This window comes from Enterobacter sp. Y17, assembly GCF_019730495.1.
GTDB lineage: Bacteria > Pseudomonadota > Gammaproteobacteria > Enterobacterales > Enterobacteriaceae > Enterobacter > Enterobacter asburiae_B.
Window position 1 is genome coordinate 38,472 of record NZ_JAASKP010000002.1, and the last position, 20,160, is coordinate 58,631.

The 20,160-nt window shown below is 55.6% G+C and carries 17 protein-coding genes; 9 read left to right on the forward strand and 8 right to left on the reverse strand.

Going from position 1 to position 20,160, the window contains the following annotated elements; all coding sequences use genetic code 11:
* Positions 1 to 3: 3 nt before the first annotated feature.
* From aaeB to HCH49_RS14450, 3 genes are all read left to right on the forward strand, one after another.
* On the forward strand, positions 4 to 1,971 hold the full coding sequence (aaeB, locus tag HCH49_RS14440) for a p-hydroxybenzoic acid efflux pump subunit AaeB (protein WP_033146764.1): 1,968 nt from the start codon (positions 4 to 6) through the stop codon (positions 1,969 to 1,971).
* A gap of 90 nt (positions 1,972 to 2,061) precedes the next feature.
* On the forward strand, positions 2,062 to 3,516 hold the full coding sequence (locus HCH49_RS14445) for an NAD-dependent succinate-semialdehyde dehydrogenase (protein ID WP_087823135.1): 1,455 nt from the start codon (positions 2,062 to 2,064) through the stop codon (positions 3,514 to 3,516).
* A 45-nt stretch (positions 3,517 to 3,561) separates the two neighbouring features.
* Entirely contained in the window at positions 3,562 to 3,834 is a 273-nt protein-coding gene (locus tag HCH49_RS14450; RefSeq protein ID WP_023309391.1) for a barstar family protein, read from the forward strand.
* A 61-nt stretch (positions 3,835 to 3,895) separates the two neighbouring features.
* Here HCH49_RS14450 and yhcN (HCH49_RS14455) read toward each other — a convergent pair whose 3' ends face one another.
* The 3 genes from yhcN (HCH49_RS14455) to argR all read right to left on the reverse strand — a co-directional run bounded on the left by yhcN (HCH49_RS14455) (position 3,896) and on the right by argR (position 5,382).
* Entirely contained in the window at positions 3,896 to 4,162 is a 267-nt protein-coding gene (yhcN, locus tag HCH49_RS14455; RefSeq protein ID WP_032659672.1) for a peroxide/acid stress response protein YhcN, read from the reverse strand.
* Positions 4,163 to 4,272: 110 nt separating this feature from the next.
* Complete coding sequence (gene yhcN, locus HCH49_RS14460) at positions 4,273 to 4,536, reverse strand: peroxide/acid stress response protein YhcN (RefSeq protein WP_023309389.1); 264 nt, start codon at positions 4,534 to 4,536, stop codon at positions 4,273 to 4,275.
* Positions 4,537 to 4,911: 375 nt separating this feature from the next.
* Positions 4,912 to 5,382, reverse strand: a complete 471-nt coding sequence (gene argR / locus HCH49_RS14465) for a transcriptional regulator ArgR (protein ID WP_023309388.1) — start codon at positions 5,380 to 5,382, stop codon at positions 4,912 to 4,914.
* Between the two features lie 397 nt (positions 5,383 to 5,779).
* Between argR and mdh the strand changes: the two genes are divergently transcribed.
* A complete protein-coding gene (gene mdh / locus HCH49_RS14470; protein WP_023309387.1) occupies positions 5,780 to 6,718 on the forward strand; it encodes a malate dehydrogenase in 939 nt (312 codons plus the stop codon).
* A gap of 57 nt (positions 6,719 to 6,775) precedes the next feature.
* Here the strand turns inward: mdh and degS are convergent, their stop codons facing one another.
* From degS to zapG, 3 genes are all read right to left on the reverse strand, one after another.
* Entirely contained in the window at positions 6,776 to 7,843 is a 1,068-nt protein-coding gene (gene degS / locus HCH49_RS14475; protein ID WP_023309386.1) for an outer membrane-stress sensor serine endopeptidase DegS, read from the reverse strand.
* Between the two features lie 91 nt (positions 7,844 to 7,934).
* A complete protein-coding gene (degQ, locus tag HCH49_RS14480; protein WP_064673377.1) occupies positions 7,935 to 9,302 on the reverse strand; it encodes a serine endoprotease DegQ in 1,368 nt (455 codons plus the stop codon).
* 171 nt (positions 9,303 to 9,473) lie between these two features.
* Complete coding sequence (gene zapG / locus HCH49_RS14485; protein ID WP_008502832.1) at positions 9,474 to 9,872, reverse strand: Z-ring associated protein ZapG; 399 nt, start codon at positions 9,870 to 9,872, stop codon at positions 9,474 to 9,476.
* 189 nt (positions 9,873 to 10,061) lie between these two features.
* On the opposite strand from zapG, the gene zapE reads away from it, so the two are divergent.
* The 5 genes from zapE to sspB all read left to right on the forward strand — a co-directional run bounded on the left by zapE (position 10,062) and on the right by sspB (position 13,765).
* On the forward strand, positions 10,062 to 11,186 hold the full coding sequence (gene zapE / locus HCH49_RS14490) for a cell division protein ZapE (protein WP_221702918.1): 1,125 nt from the start codon (positions 10,062 to 10,064) through the stop codon (positions 11,184 to 11,186).
* A 292-nt stretch (positions 11,187 to 11,478) separates the two neighbouring features.
* Positions 11,479 to 11,907 carry a 50S ribosomal protein L13 gene (gene rplM / locus HCH49_RS14495; protein WP_006178824.1) on the forward strand — a complete coding sequence of 143 codons (429 nt, stop codon included), beginning with the start codon at positions 11,479 to 11,481 and terminating at the stop codon, positions 11,905 to 11,907.
* A 15-nt stretch (positions 11,908 to 11,922) separates the two neighbouring features.
* Positions 11,923 to 12,315, forward strand: coding sequence for a 30S ribosomal protein S9 (rpsI, locus tag HCH49_RS14500; protein ID WP_003860436.1), 393 nt, complete (start codon positions 11,923 to 11,925; stop codon positions 12,313 to 12,315).
* Between the two features lie 308 nt (positions 12,316 to 12,623).
* On the forward strand, positions 12,624 to 13,262 hold the full coding sequence (sspA, locus tag HCH49_RS14505; protein ID WP_014885418.1) for a stringent starvation protein SspA: 639 nt from the start codon (positions 12,624 to 12,626) through the stop codon (positions 13,260 to 13,262).
* A 5-nt stretch (positions 13,263 to 13,267) separates the two neighbouring features.
* Positions 13,268 to 13,765 (forward strand): ClpXP protease specificity-enhancing factor, encoded by a 498-nt coding sequence (gene sspB / locus HCH49_RS14510; RefSeq protein WP_029740078.1) that lies wholly within the window; start codon positions 13,268 to 13,270, stop codon positions 13,763 to 13,765.
* 29 nt (positions 13,766 to 13,794) lie between these two features.
* Here sspB and gltD read toward each other — a convergent pair whose 3' ends face one another.
* Positions 13,795 to 15,213 carry a glutamate synthase subunit GltD gene (gene gltD, locus HCH49_RS14515; RefSeq protein WP_023309377.1) on the reverse strand — a complete coding sequence of 473 codons (1,419 nt, stop codon included), beginning with the start codon at positions 15,211 to 15,213 and terminating at the stop codon, positions 13,795 to 13,797.
* A gap of 9 nt (positions 15,214 to 15,222) precedes the next feature.
* On the reverse strand, positions 15,223 to 19,683 hold the full coding sequence (gene gltB, locus HCH49_RS14520) for a glutamate synthase large subunit (protein WP_221702919.1): 4,461 nt from the start codon (positions 19,681 to 19,683) through the stop codon (positions 15,223 to 15,225).
* Positions 19,684 to 20,160 lie beyond the last annotated feature (477 nt).

A 20,160-nucleotide genomic window follows, 5' to 3' on the forward strand; every position in this document is an offset into this window, starting at 1 on the left:
GCCATGGGTATCTTTTCCATCGCCAGCCAGCACATTCGCTTCGCCGTGAAGCTGGCGTGCGCCATCGTGCTGGCGCTGTTTGTTGGCTTTCACTTCCAGCTTGAAACCCCTCGCTGGGCAGTGCTGACGGCTGCGATTGTCGCGGCGGGCCCTGCCTTTGCCGCGGGCGGGGAGCCCTATTCTGGCGCGATCCGCTATCGCGGGATGCTGCGTATCATCGGGACGTTTATCGGCTGTTTCGCGGCGCTGACCATTATTATTTTGATGATCCGCACCCCGCTGCTGATGCTGATGGTGTGCTGTATCTGGGCGGGTTTCTGCACCTGGATCTCGTCTCTGGTGAAAGTGGAGAACTCCTACGCCTGGGGACTGGCGGGCTATACCGCGTTGATTATTGTCATCACTATCCAAAGCGAACCGCTGCTCGCCCCGCAGTTTGCGGTTGAGCGCTGCAGCGAGATTGTGATTGGCATTGTCAGCGCGATCGTCGCTGACCTGCTTTTCTCTCCGCGCTCCATCAAGCAGGAAGTCGACCGTGAGCTCGACGCGCTGATTGTTGCCCAGTATCAGCTGATGCAGCTGTGCATTAAGCATGGCGACAGCGAAGAGGTGGATAAAGCCTGGAGCGGGCTGGTACGTCGTACGCAGGCGCTGGAAGGAATGCGCAGCAACCTTAATATGGAGTCGTCGCGCTGGGCCCGCGCGAATCGACGCCTGAAAGCCCTCAACACCGTCTCTCTGACGCTGATTACCCAGGCCTGTGAAACCTATCTGATTCAGAACACCCGGCCGGAAGCGGTCACCGATACGTTCCGCGAACTGTTTGCCGAGCCGGTGGAAACCGTACAGGACGTGCATAAGCAGCTTAAGCGCATGCGCCGGGTGATTGCCTGGACCGGGGAGCGCGACACGCCGGTAACCATCTACACCTGGGTCGGCGCCGCGACGCGCTATCTGCTTCTGAAGCGCGGCGTGATCGGTAACACCAAAATCAGCGCGGCGGAAGAAGAGGTGCTGCAGGGGGAAGTGGTGATCAAGGCGGAATCCGCCGAGCGTCATCACGCCATGGTCAATTTCTGGCGTACGACGCTTGCCTGCATGCTCGGCACGCTGTTCTGGCTGTGGACGGGCTGGACGTCCGGCAGCGGCGCGATGGTGATGATTGCCGTTGTGACCGCACTGGCGATGCGTCTGCCTAATCCGCGTATGGTCGCCATTGATTTCCTTTACGGCACGATTGCCGCGTTGCCGATAGGCGCGCTCTATTTCCTGGTCATCATCCCGTCGACGCAACAGAGCATGCTGCTGCTCTGCATTAGCCTGGCGGTAATGGCGTTCTTTATCGGCATTGAAGTGCAAAAGCGGCGTCTTGGATCGCTGGGGGCGCTGGCGAGTACGATTAACATCATCGTTCTCGATAACCCGATGACCTTCCATTTCAGCCAGTTCCTCGACAGCGCGTTAGGCCAGCTGGTGGGCTGCTTCCTGGCCATGATGGTGATACTGCTGGTGCGGGATAACTCGCAGGCAAGAACGGGCCGCGTGCTGCTGAACCAGTTCGTGTCGGCTGCCGTGTCATCTTTGACAACCAATACCGCGCGCCGTAAAGAGAACCACCTGCCCGCGCTCTACCAGCAGCTGTTTTTGCTGCTGAACAAGTTCCCGGGCGATATCGCGAAGTTCCGCCTGGCGTTAACCATGATCATTGCGCACCAGCGTTTGCGTAACGCGCCCGTGCCGATCAACGACGATTTGTCGGCATACCACCGCCAGCTGCGTCGTACCGCCGATCACGTGCTTTCTGCCAGCAGCGATGACAAACGGCGTCGCTACTTTACGCAGCTGCTTGAAGAGCTCGATACCTATCAGGAAAAGCTCAAGCACTGGGAGGCGCCGCCTCAGGTGACCGAGCCGGTAGGACGGCTGGTGTTTATGCTGCATCGCTACCAGAATGCCCTCACGGATAACTGACTGAAGTAAAAAAACCGACGCCAAAAGCGTCGGTTTTTTTGTGGCTATACTTATTCCAGCACGTTCTTACATTTCAGAAAGGGAGAACACATGACGACCCAGGCGCTTCAGGACCACATCCTTTTTCAGACCGGTTATCTGGTCAACGGAATCTGGAAAACGCTGGATACAACCTTTGATGTGCTGAATCCCGCGACCGGCGAGGTCATTGCTAAAGTCGCAAAAGCGGGTAAAGCGCAAACCGAAGACGCTATTGCAGCGGCTACCCAGGCCTTCCCGGCATGGCGTGCCAAAACCGCGAAAGAACGCTCGGCGATTCTCTACCGCTGGTACGAACTGATTATTGAGAATAAAAGCTGGCTCGGGCGGTTGATGACCACCGAACAGGGCAAACCCCTGAAAGAAGCGGAGGGAGAAGTCGAGTACGCCGCCAGCTTTATCCAGTGGTTTGCCGAAGAGGCCAAACGCGCGAACGGAGAAATTATTCCGCCGATAAAACCCGGCTCACGCATTCTGGCGACCCGTGAACCTATTGGTGTGGTCGCGGCGATTACGCCGTGGAACTTCCCGATGGCCATGCTCACCCGCAAGTTAGGCCCGGCGCTGGCAGCAGGATGCACCGGGGTCATTAAACCGGCCAATAACACGCCGCTCAGCGCATTTGCGCTGCTTACGCTGGCGAAACAGGCCGGTGTGCCCGACGGTGTTCTCAACACCGTCGCCGGGAATACGCATGAAATCAGCGATGCGATCATGGCAAGCCGCGACGTGCGTAAAATCTCCTTTACCGGCTCAACCTCCGTCGGCAAAACGCTGGTGCGTAACGCCGCAGAAACCATGAAAAAAGTCTCGATGGAGCTGGGGGGAAATGCCCCGTATATCGTTTTTGAGGATGCGGACATCGACGCGGCGGTTAAGGGCGCGATCGCCAACAAGTTCCGCAATGCCGGGCAGGTCTGCGTCAGCGTGAACCGTTTTTATATTCAGGAAACCGTCTACGACAAATTTGTGAATAAACTTGCCGATGCGGTGAAGGCGCTGAAGGTGGGTAATGGTCTCGAAGAGGGGGTGGTCGTCGGGCCGCTGATTGAACCTTCGGCGGTCAACAAGGTGCGTGAGCATGTCGACGACGCCGTTGCCCGGGGCGCAACCGTACTGGCTGGGGGTAAGCCCCATCCGCTTGGCGGAAATTTCTGGATGCCAACCGTGCTGGGCGACTGCCATGAAGGCATGAAGCTGGCAGAAGAAGAGACGTTTGGCCCGGTGGCGGCGTGCTTCCGTTTCACCTCGGAAGATGAAGTCATCCAGCGCGCCAACAACACGCCCTATGGGCTGGCGGCTTACTTCTACACCCAGAATCTCTCACGGGTCTTCCGCGTTTCACAGGCCATCGAGAGCGGGATGATCGGCATCAACGAGTGCGCCGTCTCCACGGAGCTTGGGCCCTTTGGCGGCGTAAAAGAGTCAGGTCTTGGACGAGAGGGCTCCGTGCTGGGGCTGGAAGAGTATCTGGAAGTTAAAACCCTGCATATTGGGGGATTATAATAGACAGGGCGGCATCTGCCGCTCGCCTGGACTGGGTGGCTGGCAATGAAAACCTATACGTTTGATTTTGACGAGATCGACAGTCAGGAAGACTTCTACCGTGAATTTATCCGGGCGTTTGATCTTGAACGGGAAAGCGTGACGAATCTGGATACGCTGTGGGACGTGGTCACCGGCAGTCAGTTGCCGCTACCGCTGGAAATTGAGTTCATCCATTTGCCCGATAAGCTGCGAAGACGTTTTGGCGCGCTGATATTGCTGTTCGATGAAGCGGAAGAAGAGCTTGAAGGGCAGCTGCGCTTTAACGCGCGGCATTGAATGAAAAAAGCCCCTGACCATAAGGCCAGGGGCAAGTCGTATGATGAGATACGACGAGGGTTTATTTATACAGTTCTGCCGTTGCATGCCAGTGGTCACCCTGATTCAGTTCGGTGACGCGATAGCTGCTGGCGCCTGCTTTTTCAGCTTTGGCGGCAAGTTCGTGACGAATATCCATCGGTGAGCCGGTGACAGACGTTACGGAGACGCTGCCCATACGCTGTAGATTTTGTGCCTGGTCGGCATTTACCTGCTGTACGGCTGCGCTCGCGCCGAAAGAGAGAACGGATGCCAGACCGAGGGTTGCGATGATCAATTTGGTTTTCATAGTCTTTACTCCTGAATAGGGTTTTTACTCAACGGCGAGAAGGGTTGAACCGCTATTTTTATGCCTGGTGCCGTTGAGTGGAGATTTACGTCTTCAGTTATTACTAAAACTTATTTGTACAGCTCAGCGGTGGCGTGCCAGTGGTCACCGGAACGCGCTTCGATGATGCGATAGGATGACGCACCCTGTTCTTCCGCTTTTTTGTTCAGCATCTCATGCATGTCCATTGGCGATGTGCCGACCGCGCCGACAGAAACCGTACCGATGGCCTGACGGGATTGCGCCTGGTCAGCATTGATAGAGTCAGCTGCGAAAGCACCGAATGACAGGACGGACAGGACGCTGAGCGCCGCTACAGTTGATTTGATTTTCATGATTTTTACCTCGTCGAATTTTTTAGTGGGGCCTTGTTTCGTGACCCTCATCACAAAATCAAGTATACACTAATAACGGTAAAAATTAATACCAGACTAATGGTTTCTATTGTTATTACGTGTTAACCAGTCTGTTTTTTATAACCAAATCGCATAATATTGGGCGTTTTTTGTTCATTTTAGTTGGTTATATCTAATAAAATCATATGGATACCAGCTTTTGATTTTTTGTGCGATTTTTTGATTTAGCATTCACCAGATGAATGTTAATAGGTGGTAAAAAGCACTATTTGTCAAAGTGAAGGGCAGTAGAAAAGAGGGGAGAACGCAGCGGAAGCAGAACGATCCCCGCAGCGGCGCTACGGGGAGAGGGGATTAGAGTTCCTGTTCGAACAGTACCAGAATGGCTTCGTGGAGATCTTTCACAGAGAAACCGCTAGCCGGTGTGGTAAAGATGGTGTCATCACCGGCGATAGTCCCGAGGATACCTTCCGTTTTACCCAGCGAGTCCAGCATGCGGGCAATGAGCTGCGCGGCACCCGGGCTTGTGTGGATCACCACGACGGCATCGTTATGATCGATATCCAGAACCAGGTTTTTGAGCGGGCTGGAGGTGGTCGGCACGCCAAGTTCTGCCGGCAGGCAATAGACCATCTCCATCTTGGCGTTACGCGTACGCACCGCGCCAAATTTCGTTAACATGCGGGAGACTTTCGACTGGTTGATGTTATCGAAGCCTTGTTCCTGCAGCGCCTGAACAATTTCTCCCTGAGAACTGAATTTCTCTTCTTTGAGTAGCGCCTTAAACGCCTTTACTAATTCTTCTTGCTTAGACGAGCTTCGCATAAGTCACCCGGAATATGACGATAGAAACAACATTATTATGCATGTGGATGAATTTTTATGCAAATTATCTACTCAGCGCCAGGCTGAAATAATGTTATGAAAGGGAGTGATTTTATCAGATTTCGTTATCAGAAAACATGCCTGGGTCACGCCGCGCAAATAAGCTTAAAAGTAAATTAAATGTTATCAAAATGATGTTGTTTTGGTGGCGGGGCAGGGTGTATTGTAACCACCTCTTAATGCGTTGCCCTCTGTCGTCAGATAGTCTTCTGGTGAGAGATAAAGTCGCGTGACCTCAAATTCTTTAGCTACGAAAATTGTAATTATTTACTTGCTGAATTATGGTCGCCGCAACGGATTTACAGATACTTAAGTTAACCATAATAAGGAGTTTAGGATGAAAGTCGCAGTCCTCGGCGCTGCTGGTGGTATCGGCCAGGCGCTTGCCCTACTACTGAAAACCCAACTGCCTTCAGGCTCAGAACTCTCCCTGTACGATATTGCTCCGGTAACCCCAGGTGTGGCGGTTGACCTGAGCCACATCCCGACTGCTGTAAAAATCAAAGGCTTCTCCGGTGAAGATGCACGTCCTGCGCTGCAGGGTGCCGACGTGGTGCTGATTTCTGCAGGCGTGGCGCGTAAGCCAGGCATGGATCGTTCAGACCTGTTCAACGTCAACGCGGGCATCGTGAAAAACCTGGTGCAGCAGATTGCAGAAATCTGCCCGAAAGCATGCATCGGGATCATCACTAACCCGGTGAACACCACCGTGGCTATCGCGGCAGAAGTGCTGAAGAAAGCGGGTGTTTACGACAAAAACAAACTGTTCGGCGTAACCACGCTGGATATCATCCGTTCCAACACCTTTGTTGCTGAGCTGAAAGGCAAGCAGCCAACAGAAGTGGAAGTACCGGTAATCGGCGGTCACTCTGGCGTCACCATCCTGCCTCTGCTGTCGCAGATCCCAGGCGTGAGCTTCACCGAGCAGGAAGTGGCTGACCTGACTAAACGCATCCAGAACGCGGGCACCGAAGTGGTGGAAGCGAAGGCGGGTGGCGGTTCTGCAACCCTGTCTATGGGCCAGGCGGCTGCGCGTTTTGGTCTGTCACTGGTTCGCGCTCTGCAGGGCGAGAAAGGCGTTGTTGAATGCGCTTACGTTGAAGGCGATGGCGAACACGCTCGCTTCTTCTCTCAGCCGCTGCTGCTGGGTAAAAACGGTATCGAAGAGCGTAAATCCATTGGTACGCTGAGCGCGTTTGAACAACACGCGATGGAAGGCATGCTGGATACGCTGAAGAAAGATATCACCCTGGGCGAAGAGTTCGTTAACAAGTAATACGAACCGTCTCCCGGTAAAAAAAACGGAGCTTATCGCTCCGTTTTTTTATGCCTGTCAGTTAGTGGCCGGGTATTCCTGAATCGTCACGTGCAGCGTCAGTTTCTTATCGTTGCGCATGACCTCAACAGGGATGATAGAACCCGGGCGAATTTCTGCCACCTGATCCATCGTCTCCAGCGCAGAGACCGCTGGCGTGCCGTTGACCGACACAATGACATCGTTTACCTGAATCCCTGCGTTAGCCGCCGGACCACCCGGTGCCACCTCGTTAACCACAATACCCTGAATCTGATCGATACCGCCGCCCTGGGTATGCATCGGTGCAATTTCGCGCCCGCCGATACCGATATAGCCGCGGATCACGCGTCCGTCGCGGATCAGTTTATCCATGATTTTGGTCGCCAGCTGGAACGGAATGGCGAAGCCGATCCCTTCCGGCGTCTCACCGTCGTTACTCTTATCGAACGAGAGGGTGTTGATGCCCATCAGCTCGCCCAGCGAGTTGACCAGCGCCCCGCCGGAGTTACCGTGGTTGATGGAGGCATCGGTTTGCAGGAAGTTCTGCCGCCCGGAGGGGTTCAAACCGATACGACCGGTCGCGCTGATAATCCCCTGGGTGATGGTCTGGCCCAGGTTGTAAGGGTTACCGATAGCCAGTACGACGTCACCAATATGCGGGGTACGTTTACGGTTGATCGGGATGACCGGCAAACCGCCCGTGGCGTTAATTTTCAGAACAGCCAGGTCGGTCAGGCTGTCAGACCCAACGAGTAACGCCTCAAACACGCGGCCATCCTGCAGGGCGACGATGATCTGGTCGGCATCGTTAATCACGTGCTTGTTGGTAATAATGTAGCCGCGCTCGTCCATGATTACGCCGGAGCCGAGGGTACGGATCTCCAGCTGGTTATGGGCTGAGGTATTCAGACCACGGTTATAGACGTTAACCACGGCAGGTGCGGCACGGCGGACGGCCTGGTTATAGGTGGCCGGCGTTTCATCCGTGCTATCGAACTGGGGAGCCGACAGTTTATTGAACTGACGTAAAGACGGCAGCGCCAGCAGCAGCAGGCCAGCGACAATCAAACCGATGACAGTAGAACGTAAGAGCTTTAAAAGCATGATGCGCGTGTCGTTAAAAAAGGAACGATTTGCAGCATAACATGAGTTATCCGGACATCACACGCAGCGGTGATGTCCGGGTCGCAAATGCTTAGCGCAACAGAATATAGATGGACTCATTGCCACGCATGACCTGCAGGGCAATAACCGCTGGTTTGCTTTCCAGCACCTTGCGCAGTTCGGCAATAGACTGCACGCGGTTGCGGTTTACACCGATAATCACGTCATCCTGATGCAATCCGGCCTGTGCGGCAGGGCTGCTCTTCTCGACGGTGTCGATGCTGATGCCTTTCGTACCGTCCTTCAGCTGCCCGTCGCTCAACGTAGCCCCCTGTAGCGCCGGGGCGATAAGCTCCGCGCTGGCCGAGGAAGAGGTGCTCTTATCCAGCGTCACCTCAACGTCAAGCGGCTTACCGTCACGTATCAGGCCCAGCTTCACTTTGGCGCCTGGTTCCGTTGTGGCAATCCGCGAACGCAGTTCTGCAAAGCTGTTCAGCGGTTTGTCGTTCAGGCTGACGATCACATCTCCCGATTTCACGCCCGCTTTTGCCGAGCCGGAGTTTGGCAGCACTTCACTGACAAACGCCCCGCGCTGTACGTTGATATTGAACGCTTTTGCGATATCCGCGCTCATCTCCATACCTTTAATACCCAGCAGTCCGCGTTTGATTTCACCGAACTGGATCAGCTGCTGCGCCAGGGTTTTGGCCATGTTGCTGGGGATAGCAAAACCGATCCCGATGCTGCCGCCGCCCGGGGCCAGAATCGCCGTGTTAATCCCAATCAGCTCGCCGTTAAGGTTGAGCAATGCTCCGCCGGAGTTACCCCGGTTGATTGAGGCATCGGTCTGGATAAAGTTTTCCAGCCCTTCCAGATTGAGGCCGCTGCGCCCGAGCGCCGAGACGATCCCGGAGGTGGCGGTCTGCCCTAAACCAAAGGGGTTGCCCACGGCGACGGCAAAATCGCCGACGCGCAGTTTGTCTGAGTCCGCGATGGCAATCTGGGTCAGGTTGCTCGGATTTTGCACCTGCAGCAGCGCGATGTCGCTCTGGTCATCGCCGCCGATCAGTTTGGCATCAAATTCACGGCCATCGTTCAGCTGGACGCTGATCTTATCGGCCTGGCTGATGACGTGGTTGTTGGTCAGGATATAGCCTTTTGCCGCATCAATAATGACGCCAGAACCCAGGCCTTCAAAAGGCTGAGCCTGCTGGTCGGTAGACTCATCGCCAAAATATTTTTTCAGTTCTTCAGGGACGCGTTGGCTTTGTACTGCGGTGCCCTCAACCTGAACGCTGACGACCGCCGGCAACACTTTTTCCAGCATAGGCGCGAGGCTTGGAATGGCCGCCTGGCCAGGCACCTGGGAGGGAATGGCGGCAAATACAGGGACGGACGCCGAGAGAGATAACCCGACACTTAACGCGATAGCGCTCAACAGCTGGTTTTTTTTCTTCATCGATGTTGACTCTCGTAACCTGGAATAAAGGAAAAACGGCCCTAAAAACACGTTGATGTTATTGAATTTTAAACCGCTGAACAATGAGGTGTTTAACTAAATGATAGCTGGGGTCATCAGGAAAGGACGGGCGCAATCGCTGCGCCCGTAAAATATATTCAGGTTGTGCGATTAATCGCGTTTTACACCGCCGCGCAGCAGGCCGGACGCGCCATCGGAATAGTCGCGAGGCATCTGAACGGGCGCCTGATCGTTACCGGCTTCAGAGTCAGCCAGACGGTTGCGGAACGGGTTGGTTTCCGCGGTCATTTCCGGCAGCAGGCTGCTGGAGCTTTTTGCCATATGTTGATAAAGCTGACGATAGTCGGTTGCCATGTTGTCCAGCAGCTCGGCGCTACGGGCAAAGTGGCTGACCAGCTCTTCACGATACTCTTCCAGCTCGGCTTTGTTCTTTTCCAGTTCGTACTGCAGTGACTGCTGCTGACGCAATTTGCGATTACCGAAACGCATGGCCACAGCACCGATGACGATGCCGACGACTAAACCGATTAGCGCATATTCCCAGGTCATGAACTTCTCCCGTTGTCTTGTTGTTCCGTAGGGTGTTGGCTCGGCTCCTGCCTGTGCCTGATAATGCCACTATAACCGCTATTTCTGCAGAAGTGGAATCCTGACGTATCATCGCGTAGTGTAGAACGGCCTTTTTTTCATCAGTCACGTCTGCTGGTGAGCGTTAATTGAAGGAATAACAATAAGATTATGCAAAACCTGTCCCCTGCATCGCGATATCAACTGGCCCTTAACGAGGGCACTCATCAGCCTGATGAGGTTCAACGTGAGGCGGTAAACCGTCTGGAGATGATTTATCAGGAGCTCACGGCAAAACCCGCTGAAGTCGAACAGAACGGTGGGCTAAAGGCGGCGTTTGGGCGGTTGCTCGGTAAAAAAGCGCCACAGGCTCACGCGCCGGTGCGCGGTCTATATATGTGGGGCGGGGTCGGTCGCGGAAAAACCTGGCTGATGGACCTGTTTTATCTAAGCCTGCCTGGCGCACGTAAACAGCGTCTGCACTTCCATCGTTTTATGCTGCGGGTGCATGAAGAGCTGACCGCACTGCAGGGCAAAAGCGATCCGCTGGAGATTGTGGCCGACAGGTTCAAGGCGGAAACGGACGTGCTCTGCTTCGATGAATTTTTTGTGTCTGACATCACCGATGCCATGCTGCTAGGCGGCCTGATGAAGGCGCTATTTGCCCGCGGGATCACGCTGGTGGCTACGTCGAATATCCCGCCGGATGAACTCTATCGTAACGGCCTGCAGCGCGCACGCTTCCTGCCCGCCATCGATGCCATCAAGCAGCACTGCGATATCATGAACGTCGATGCCGGTGTCGATTATCGTCTGCGCACGCTGACCCAGGCGCACCTGTGGCTTTCGCCGTTAAATGCAGAGACCACCCGCGAGATGGATACACTCTGGCTGGCGCTGGCGGGAGCAAAACGCGAGCACGCCCCGGAGCTCGAGATTAACCATCGACCGCTGCCCACCCTTGGCGTCGAAAACCAAACGCTGGCGGTCTCCTTTACGACGCTCTGCGTGGATGCCCGCAGCCAGCACGACTACATTGCGCTTTCGCGTCTGTTCCACACCGTGATGGTGCTGGGCGTACCGGTGATGACGCGGCTGATGGAGAGCGAAGCACGGCGCTTCATTGCGCTGGTGGACGAGTTTTATGAGCGCCACGTCAAGCTGGTGGTCAGCGCCGAGGTACCTTTATATGAGATTTACCAGGGCGAGCGGCTGAAGTTTGAGTTCCAGCGCTGCCTGTCGCGCCTGCAGGAGATGCAGAGCGAAGAATACCTGAAGCTGGAGCATATGCCGTAACAAATGCCCCCCTCTCCCGTGGGAGAGGGGCTGGGGGTGAGGGCACCAGACCGTACAATACCCACCCTCGAAAAACCCATTCCAAAACGCATTTAAGGGTCGATCTTTGACCTCAACTTCTCTATAATCTTGCGACCCCACGTTACGAGAAGGTTTTTTTCCCAAAACTTTCTATGTGTCGGCATGTGCTATTCGAAGGGGTAGGTTTGCCGGACTTTGTCGTGTGAGCCTCAACTGACTAAACGTTTGGGTGTTCACCAACGTGTAACTTATTTATTTGGGTAAGCTTTTAATGAAAACTTTTACAGCTAAACCAGAAACCGTACAGCGCGACTGGTATGTTGTTGACGCGACCGGTAAAACTCTGGGCCGTCTGGCTACTGAACTGGCTCGTCGCCTGCGCGGTAAGCATAAAGCGGAATACACTCCGCACGTTGATACCGGTGATTACATCATCGTTCTGAACGCTGATAAAGTTGCTGTAACCGGCAACAAGCGTACTGACAAAGTGTACTATCACCACACCGGCCACATCGGTGGTATCAAAGAAGCGACCTTTGAAGAGATGATTGCCCGCCGTCCTGAGCGTGTGATTGAAATCGCGGTTAAAGGCATGCTGCCAAAAGGCCCGCTGGGTCGTGCTATGTTCCGTAAACTGAAAGTTTACGCAGGCAACGAGCACAACCACGCGGCACAGCAACCGCAAGTTCTTGACATCTAATCGGGATTATAGGCAATGGCTGAAAATCAATACTACGGCACTGGTCGCCGCAAAAGTTCCGCAGCTCGCGTTTTCATCAAACCGGGCAGTGGTAAAATCGTAATCAACCAGCGTTCTCTGGAACAATACTTCGGTCGCGAAACTGCCCGCATGGTAGTTCGCCAGCCGCTGGAACTGGTTGATATGGTAGAAAAACTGGATCTGTACATCACCGTTAAAGGTGGTGGTATCTCCGGTCAGGCAGGTGCGATCCGTCACGGTATCACCCGCGCTCTGATGGAGTACGACGAATCCCTGCGTTCTGAACTGCGTAAAGCTGGCTTCGTTACTCGTGACGCGCGTCAGGTTGAACGTAAGAAAGTGGGTCTGCGTAAAGCACGTCGTCGTCCACAGTTCTCCAAACGTTAATCCATTCTGCTTACGCAGAACGATTGGCGAAAAACCCGCTTCGGCGGGTTTTTTTATGGATAATGCGCAGGTTATCCACAATATCCATGCATATATCTTCTCTTTTTCCACATTTCCAGAATCCCCTCACCACAAAGCCATCAAAATCTGGTAAACTATCATCCAATTTTCTGCCCAAATATCGGTGAATACTCGATTTTTGTTCGTTTCTTGAACAATGTGTTTTCTCTGGGATGGGCGATACAACATCTGGCTGGCCCCTGTTGGGCTGGTAGCAGTAAAAATTCTGAATATACCTGGAGGTTTTCATGGCTGTCGCTGCCAACAAACGTTCGGTAATGACGCTGTTTTCTGGTCCTACTGACATTTATAGCCATCAGGTTCGTATCGTGCTGGCCGAGAAGGGTGTCAGTTTTGAGATCGAGCATGTGGAAAAGGATAACCCGCCTCAGGATCTGATCGATCTCAACCCGAGCCAAAGCGTACCGACGCTGGTGGATCGCGAGCTGACCCTGTGGGAATCCCGTATCATTATGGAATATCTGGATGAGCGTTTCCCGCATCCGCCACTGATGCCTGTTTACCCTGTCGCGCGTGGTGAAAGCCGCCTGTACATGCAGCGTATCGAAAAAGACTGGTACTCGCTGATGAACGTGATTACCAGCGGTTCTGCTTCTGAAGCTGACGCTGCACGTAAACAACTGCGTGAAGAGCTGCTGGCGATCGCTCCTGTGTTTGGTCAGAAACCATTCTTCCTGAGCGATGAGTTCAGCCTGGTGGATTGCTACCTGGCACCACTGCTGTGGCGTCTGCCAACCCTGGGCGTAGAGTTCAGCGGTCCTGGCGCGAAAGAGCTGAAGGGCTATATGACTCGCGTATTTGAACGCGACTCTTTCCTGGCATCCTTAACTGAACCGGAACGTGAAATGCGTCTCGGCCGAGGCTAATGACTGTGGAAATGTCACAACTTACCCCACGCCGTCCTTATCTGCTGCGCGCCTTCTATGAATGGCTGCTGGATAACCAGCTCACGCCGCACCTGGTTGTGGATGTGACGTTGCCGGGTGTGCTGGTTCCTATGGAATATGCGCGTGACGGGCAGATCGTACTGAACATTGCGCCGCGTGCGGTGGGTAACCTGGAGCTGGCAAACGATGAAGTGCGCTTCAACGCGCGTTTCGGCGGCGTGCCGCGTCAGGTTTCCGTACCTCTGGCAGCCGTGCTGGCTATCTACGCGCGTGAAAACGGTGCGGGTACCATGTTCGAGCCGGAAGCGGCGTATGATGAAGATGTTGCCAGCCTGAATGATGACAACGCATCCGATGAGCGCGAAAGCGACACGGTGATGTCACTTATCGATGGTGATAAACCCGATCGTCACGACGACAATGACCCTGATGACGATCCGCCTCCGCGCGGTGGTCGTCCGGCTCTTCGCGTCGTGAAATAAAAAACAGGCCCAATCGGGCCTGTTTTTTTTTACACTTCCAGGTAGTTCAGGATCCCGTCAGCCGCTTTACGACCTTCGGCAATCGCCGTTACCACCAGGTCAGAACCGCGAACAATATCGCCACCGGCGAAGATTTTCGGGTTGCTGGTCTGGAATGCGTTGTCGCTGCCTTCTGGCGCAATCACGCGGCCCTGCGAATCCAGCTCAACGCTGTGCTTCGCCAGCCATTCCATGCTGTGAGGACGGAAGCCGAACGCCATCACCACGGCATCGGCCGGGATCACGTGCTCAGAACCGGCGACGATCTCGGCGCGACGACGGCCTTTCGCATCCGGTGCGCCCATCTCAGTGCGCGCCATCTTCACGCCGCTCACTTTACCGTTGGCATTCACTTCAATACCCAGAGGCTGGATGTTGAACTGGAACTCCACGCCCTCTTCACGCGCGTTTTTCACTTCGCGTTTAGAGCCCGGCATGTTCTCTTCGTCACGACGGTAGGCGCAGATCACGTGTGCCGCATTCTGACGAATGGAGGTACGCACGCAGTCCATCGCGGTATCACCGCCGCCCAGTACAACCACGCGTTTGCCTTCCATGCTGACGAACGGCTCATCGGCGGTTTCACCGTAGCCCATGATCTGCTTGGTGTTGGCAATCAGGAACGGCAGCGCGTCGTACACGCCCGGCGCGTCTTCGTTCTCCAGACCGCCGCGCATGGACTGATAGGTGCCCACGCCAAGGAACACGGCGTCGTAATCCTTCAGCAGGTCGTCGAGCTGCACGTCGCGGCCCACTTCCACGTTCAGTTTGAACTCAATGCCCATGCCGGTGAAGATTTCACGGCGACGGGTCATGACCTCTTTTTCCAGCTTGAAGGCAGGGATACCGAAGGTCAGCAGACCGCCGATTTCCGGATGGCGGTCAAAGACCACCGCCTTCACGCCGTTGCGGGTCAGCACGTCCGCACAGGCCAGGCCCGCCGGGCCCGCGCCGATGATTGCCACGCGCTTGTCGGTTTGCTTCACGCCGGTCATATCCGGACGCCAGCCCATCTCGAACGCTTTATCATTGATATAGCGCTCAATGTTGCCGATGGTCACCGCGCCGAACTCGTCGTTCAGCGTACAGGAGCCTTCGCACAGACGGTCCTGAGGACACACGCGGCCGCACACTTCCGGCAGGGTGTTGGTCTGGTGAGACAGCTCGGCTGCTTCAAAAATACGTCCTTCGTTAGCCAGCTTCAGCCAGTTCGGGATGTAGTTGTGTACCGGACATTTCCATTCGCAGTAAGGGTTACCGCAGGACAGGCAGCGGTCTGCCTGTGCCTTGGCCTGGCCTTCTGAAAACGGCTCGTAGATTTCAACAAATTCAATTTTGCGGATCTTCAGCGGTTTCTTTGGCGGATCAACACGCTGCAGGTCGATAAACTGGTATACGTTCTGGCTCATCTGAATTCCTTACTGCGCCTGCACGCGCAGCTCTGCTGCGCTACGACTACGGTGACCCAACAGGGCTTTAACATCGCTGGACTTCGGCTTAACCAGCGCGAATTTCGCAGAGAACGCTGGCCAGTTCGCCAGGATCTCTTCGCCGCGCGAAGAACCGGTATGCTGCACGTGTTCGGTAATCAAACCGCGCAGGTGTTCTTCATGGATAGCCAGCGTATCAACGTCCAGCACTTCCACCAGCTCCGGGTTCACGCGTTTGCGGAACTCACCGTCTTCATCCAGGACATACGCAAAACCGCCCGTCATGCCCGCGCCGAAGTTCACGCCGGTTTTACCCAGAACGCAAACAATCCCGCCCGTCATGTATTCACAACCGTTATCGCCAATGCCTTCCACCACGGTGATAGCACCGGAGTTACGCACCGCAAAACGCTCGCCCGCACGGCCTGCTGCAAACAGACGACCGCCGGTCGCGCCGTACAGGCAGGTGTTACCGATGATGCTGGCTTCATGGCTGCGGAAGGCTGAGCCAACCGGAGGACGCACCGCCAGCAGACCGCCCGCCATGCCTTTACCGACGTAGTCGTTGGCATCGCCGGTCAGGTACAGCTCAACGCCGCCTGCGTTCCATACGCCGAAGCTCTGACCCGCGGTACCGCTGAAGTGCGCGGTAATCGGATCCGCTGCCAGCCCCTGGTCACCGTGCGTCTGCGCGATGTAGCCGGAAAGGGAGGCGCCCACGGAGCGGTCGGTGTTGCGGATATCAAACCAGAACGTTTTGCTCTGCTTGTCGTCCACGTACGGTTTCGCCTGCTGCAACAGCTGCGCGTTCAGCACGCCGTTATCAAATGGCGGGTTGTTCTCGGTGCAGTAGACCGCTTTGCCAGGGTGCGGCTGCGCGGTTTCCAGCAGCTTAGACAGCTCAAGCTTCTGCTGCTTCGCCGTGAATCCTTCCAGCTCTTTCAGCAGGTCGGTACGGCCAATCAGGTCCACCAGACGCTTCACGCCCAGCTGCGCCATCAGCTCGCGGGTTTCGCGGGCGATGAAGTCAAAGTAGTTGGTCACTTTGAACGGCAGACCGTGATAGTGGTTCTTACGCAGCTTCTCGTCCTGGGTAGCCACACCGGTTGCGCAGTTGTTCAGGTGGCAAATACGCAGGTATTTACAGCCGAGCGCAACCATTGGGCCGGTACCGAAGCCGAAGCTTTCCGCGCCGAGGATCGCCGCTTTGATGATGTCGAGGCCGGTTTTCAGGCCGCCGTCCACCTGCAGGCGTATCTTGTGACGCAGACCGTTAGCCACCAGCGCCTGCTGGGTTTCCACCAGGCCAAGCTCCCACGGGCAGCCCGCATATTTCACGGAGGAGAGCGGGCTTGCGCCGGTGCCGCCGTCATAGCCGGCGATGGTGATGAGATCCGCATAGGCTTTCGCCACGCCGGTCGCGATGGTGCCGACGCCCGGTTCGGAAACCAGCTTCACGGAGATCATCGCCTTCGGGTTGACCTGCTTCAGGTCGAAAATCAGCTGCGCCAGGTCCTCGATAGAGTAGATATCGTGGTGCGGCGGCGGGGAGATCAGCGTCACGCCCGGCACGGAATAGCGCAGTTTGGCGATGTACGGAGTAACTTTATCACCCGGCAGCTGGCCGCCTTCGCCCGGTTTAGCACCCTGAGCGACTTTAATCTGGATCACGTCGGCGTTGACCAGGTACGCAGGCGTCACGCCAAAGCGACCGGATGCCACCTGCTTGATACGGGACACTTTGTTGGTGCCGTAACGCGCCGGATCTTCACCGCCTTCGCCGGAGTTGGAGTTACCGCCGATGCTGTTCATGGCTTCCGCCAGCGCTTCGTGGGCTTCCGGGCTCAGCGCGCCGATGGACATCGCTGCGGTATCGAAGCGTTTGAACAGTTCCGATGCAGGCTCAACGTCGTCAATGCTGACCGCTTCATCGCCCGGATTGAGGGCAATGAGGTCGCGCAGCGTTGCCGCCGGACGGTTGTTTACCAGCTCAGCGTACTGCTGGTAATCGCTGTATTCACCGCTCTGAACCGCCTGCTGCAGCGTGCGCACCACGTCCGGGTTATAGGCATGATACTCGCCGCCATGAACGTATTTCAGCAGACCGCCCTGATCCAGCGGCTTACGTGCCAGCCAGGCGCGTTTGGACAGGTTCACCAGATCCTGCTGGAAGTCAGCAAAACCGGCACCGCCGATGCGGCTGACCACGCCCTGGAAGCAGAGGTTGGCGACCTCGTCATGCAGGCCGACCGCTTCAAACAGCTTCGAACAGCGGTAGGAGGCAATGGTCGAGATGCCCATTTTGGACATGATCTTGTACAGGCCTTTGTTGATGCCGTTACGGTAGTTCAGCATCACCGCGCGGTAATCTTTGTCGATCGCGCGGGTATCCACCAGGCGTGCCAGCGTTTCGTAGGCCAGATACGGGTAGATCGCCGTCGCGCCGAAGCCTAACAGCACGGCAAAGTGGTGCGGGTCGCGGGCGCTGGCGGTTTCAACAATGATGTTGGCGTCGCAGCGCAGGCTCTTGTCGACCAGACGCGTCTGGATAGCGCCAACCGCCATCGGGGCAGGCACCGGCAGACGGTTTTTCGCAATATTGCGGTCGGACAGCACCAGCAGAACGGTACCGTTACGCACCATCTGTTCGGCTTTGTCACACAGCGCATTCACCGTCTCTTCGAGGCTCGCTTCGGTCACGTCGAAGGTAATATCGAGCGTGTCGGCGCGGTAGTGCTCCTCTTTCATGGTGGTGAGCTGTTTGAAATCGGAGTACAGCAGGATCGGTGATTTAAAGGTCAGACGGTGCGCCTGGCCTTCGGCCTCGCAGAAGACATTCATCTCGCGACCGATGCTGGTGGCCAGCGACATCACATGCGCTTCGCGCAGCGGGTCGATCGGCGGGTTGGTCACCTGCGCGAACTGCTGACGGAAGTAATCGTAAATGATGCGCGGCTGGCTGGAGAGCACGGCAAACGGGGTATCGTCCCCCATAGAGCCGACCGCTTCCTGGCCGTTTTCACCCAGTACACGAATAACAGAGTCCAGCTCTTCCGCGCTGTAGTTAAACTGTTTCTGGAAGCTTGCAAGCGTATCGTCGTCCAGTTCGCGGCGACCCACTTCTTCATCCGATAAATCTTCGAACGGCACGAGGCGACGGACGTTTTTCTCCATCCACTCTTTGTACGGATGGCGGCTTTTCAGGTCGTGATCGGTTTCGGCAGAGTGCAGAATGCGCCCGCCGCGGGTGTCGATCACCATCAGCTCGCCCGGGCCGACGCGGCCTTTCTCGACCACTTCGTCAGGCTGGTAATCCCAGATACCGACTTCAGAGGCGCAGGTGATGAGCTTGTCTTTGGTGATAACGTAGCGCGCCGGACGCAGACCGTTACGGTCCAGGTTACAGGCGGCGAAGCGGCCGTCGGACATGACGATGCCCGCCGGGCCGTCCCACGGCTCCATGTGCATGGAGTTAAAGTCGAAGAACGCGCGCAGCTCAGGGTCCATATCCGGGTTGTTCTGCCAGGCCGGTGGCACGAGCAGACGCATGGCGCGCACGATGTCCATCCCGCCCGCCAGCAGCAGTTCCAGCATGTTATCCATGGAGCTGGAGTCAGAGCCGGTTTCGTTCACGAACGGCGCGGCATCGTGCAGATCGGGGATCAGCGGCGTCTGGAACTTATAGGTACGGGCGCGGGCCCACTGGCGGTTACCGGTGATGGTGTTGATCTCGCCGTTGTGCGCCAGGTAGCGGAACGGCTGAGCCAGCGGCCAGCGTGGAACGGTGTTGGTGGAGAAGCGCTGGTGGAACAGGCAAATGGCCGATTCCAGACGCAGGTCCGCCAGGTCCAGGTAGAAGCGCGGCAGGTCAGCCGGCATACACAGACCCTTATAGATGTTCACCAGGTTAGAGAGGCTACAAACGTAGAACTCTTTATCGTCCTGGAGACGTTTTTCAATGCGGCGGCGGGCGATAAACAGACGGCGTTCCATATCACGCGGACGCCAGCCCGCAGGCGCATTAACGAAAATCTGTTCAATACGAGGCAGCGAGGAGAGGGCGATTTCACCGAGCACCCCTTCGTTGGTTGGCACATTGCGCCAGCCGACAATCGACAGGGTTTCACGCTGAAGTTCTTCTTCGACGATGCGGCGTGAGGCGGCAGCCTTTTCAGGATCCTGATTCAGGAACAGCATGCCGATAGCGTAGTTTTTGGCTAAACGCCAGCCGCGCTCTTCCGCCACGATGCGGAAGAAACGATCCGGTTTTTGCAGCAGCAGGCCGCAACCGTCGCCGGTTTTACCATCGGCAAGAATAGCGCCACGGTGCTGCATTCGGGCCAGTGCGTGAATAGCAGTACGCACTACCTTGTGGCTAGGTTCGCCTTCTATGTGGGCGATCAGGCCGAAACCACAGTTATCCTTCTCAAGGGATTTATCGTACAACATATCAGTGAACCTCCCCAGGCTCGTCGGGCTTCCCACTGAACTTTACCGTGGCGCACAGGCACAGAAAGAGCATGGCGACGGGGTTTGCGTTTCATACGCGGACCTCGCATTCGCCCTCTTTTTCATCCTTTCGCGCAGGTAAACAAGTTTGAGGACTTGCTTCAGAGGGAATCTCAATTACTGCATAAATATGATGAGCAGGCCGCTCATCCAGAAAGCTTCCAGCGGATTTCCAACTTATCGGGAATTGGTACACAGGTCAAATGGCAATCTTATTTATACAAAAATGTGCTAAAGAGCGCTTATATCTTTGAAAGTAAATGTTATTTAACTATTTTTACATTGAATGTATGCCCTGGCAGGACGCAGCGGAGTGTGATCTGACTCACTATATGAAAGCGGTATTATCAATGTAGCGTGCTGAATAGCAGTTTTATAGCAGAATAATAATCTGGTATCGGCTGAAAACCCGCATAA

Excerpts from the sequence above, each read along its gene's own strand:
- degQ (WP_064673377.1), bottom strand. The coding sequence starts at position 9,302 with ATGAAGAAAAAAAACCAGCTGTTGAGCGCTATCGCGTTAAGTGTCGGG.
- argR (WP_023309388.1), bottom strand. The coding sequence starts at position 5,382 with ATGCGAAGCTCGTCTAAGCAAGAAGAATTAGTAAAGGCGTTTAAGGCG.
- zapG (WP_008502832.1), bottom strand. The coding sequence starts at position 9,872 with ATGACCTGGGAATATGCGCTAATCGGTTTAGTCGTCGGCATCGTCATC.
- HCH49_RS14445 (WP_087823135.1), top strand. The coding sequence starts at position 2,062 with ATGACGACCCAGGCGCTTCAGGACCACATCCTTTTTCAGACCGGTTAT.
- degS (WP_023309386.1), bottom strand. The coding sequence starts at position 7,843 with ATGCTTTTAAAGCTCTTACGTTCTACTGTCATCGGTTTGATTGTCGCT.
- HCH49_RS14450 (WP_023309391.1), top strand. The coding sequence starts at position 3,562 with ATGAAAACCTATACGTTTGATTTTGACGAGATCGACAGTCAGGAAGAC.
- sspA (WP_014885418.1), top strand. The coding sequence starts at position 12,624 with ATGGCTGTCGCTGCCAACAAACGTTCGGTAATGACGCTGTTTTCTGGT.
- rplM (WP_006178824.1), top strand. The coding sequence starts at position 11,479 with ATGAAAACTTTTACAGCTAAACCAGAAACCGTACAGCGCGACTGGTAT.
- yhcN (WP_023309389.1), bottom strand. The coding sequence starts at position 4,536 with ATGAAAATCAAATCAACTGTAGCGGCGCTCAGCGTCCTGTCCGTCCTG.
- zapE (WP_221702918.1), top strand. The coding sequence starts at position 10,062 with ATGCAAAACCTGTCCCCTGCATCGCGATATCAACTGGCCCTTAACGAG.
- rpsI (WP_003860436.1), top strand. The coding sequence starts at position 11,923 with ATGGCTGAAAATCAATACTACGGCACTGGTCGCCGCAAAAGTTCCGCA.
- aaeB (WP_033146764.1), top strand. The coding sequence starts at position 4 with ATGGGTATCTTTTCCATCGCCAGCCAGCACATTCGCTTCGCCGTGAAG.
- mdh (WP_023309387.1), top strand. The coding sequence starts at position 5,780 with ATGAAAGTCGCAGTCCTCGGCGCTGCTGGTGGTATCGGCCAGGCGCTT.
- yhcN (WP_032659672.1), bottom strand. The coding sequence starts at position 4,162 with ATGAAAACCAAATTGATCATCGCAACCCTCGGTCTGGCATCCGTTCTC.
- gltD (WP_023309377.1), bottom strand. The coding sequence starts at position 15,213 with ATGAGCCAGAACGTATACCAGTTTATCGACCTGCAGCGTGTTGATCCG.
- gltB (WP_221702919.1), bottom strand. The coding sequence starts at position 19,683 with ATGTTGTACGATAAATCCCTTGAGAAGGATAACTGTGGTTTCGGCCTG.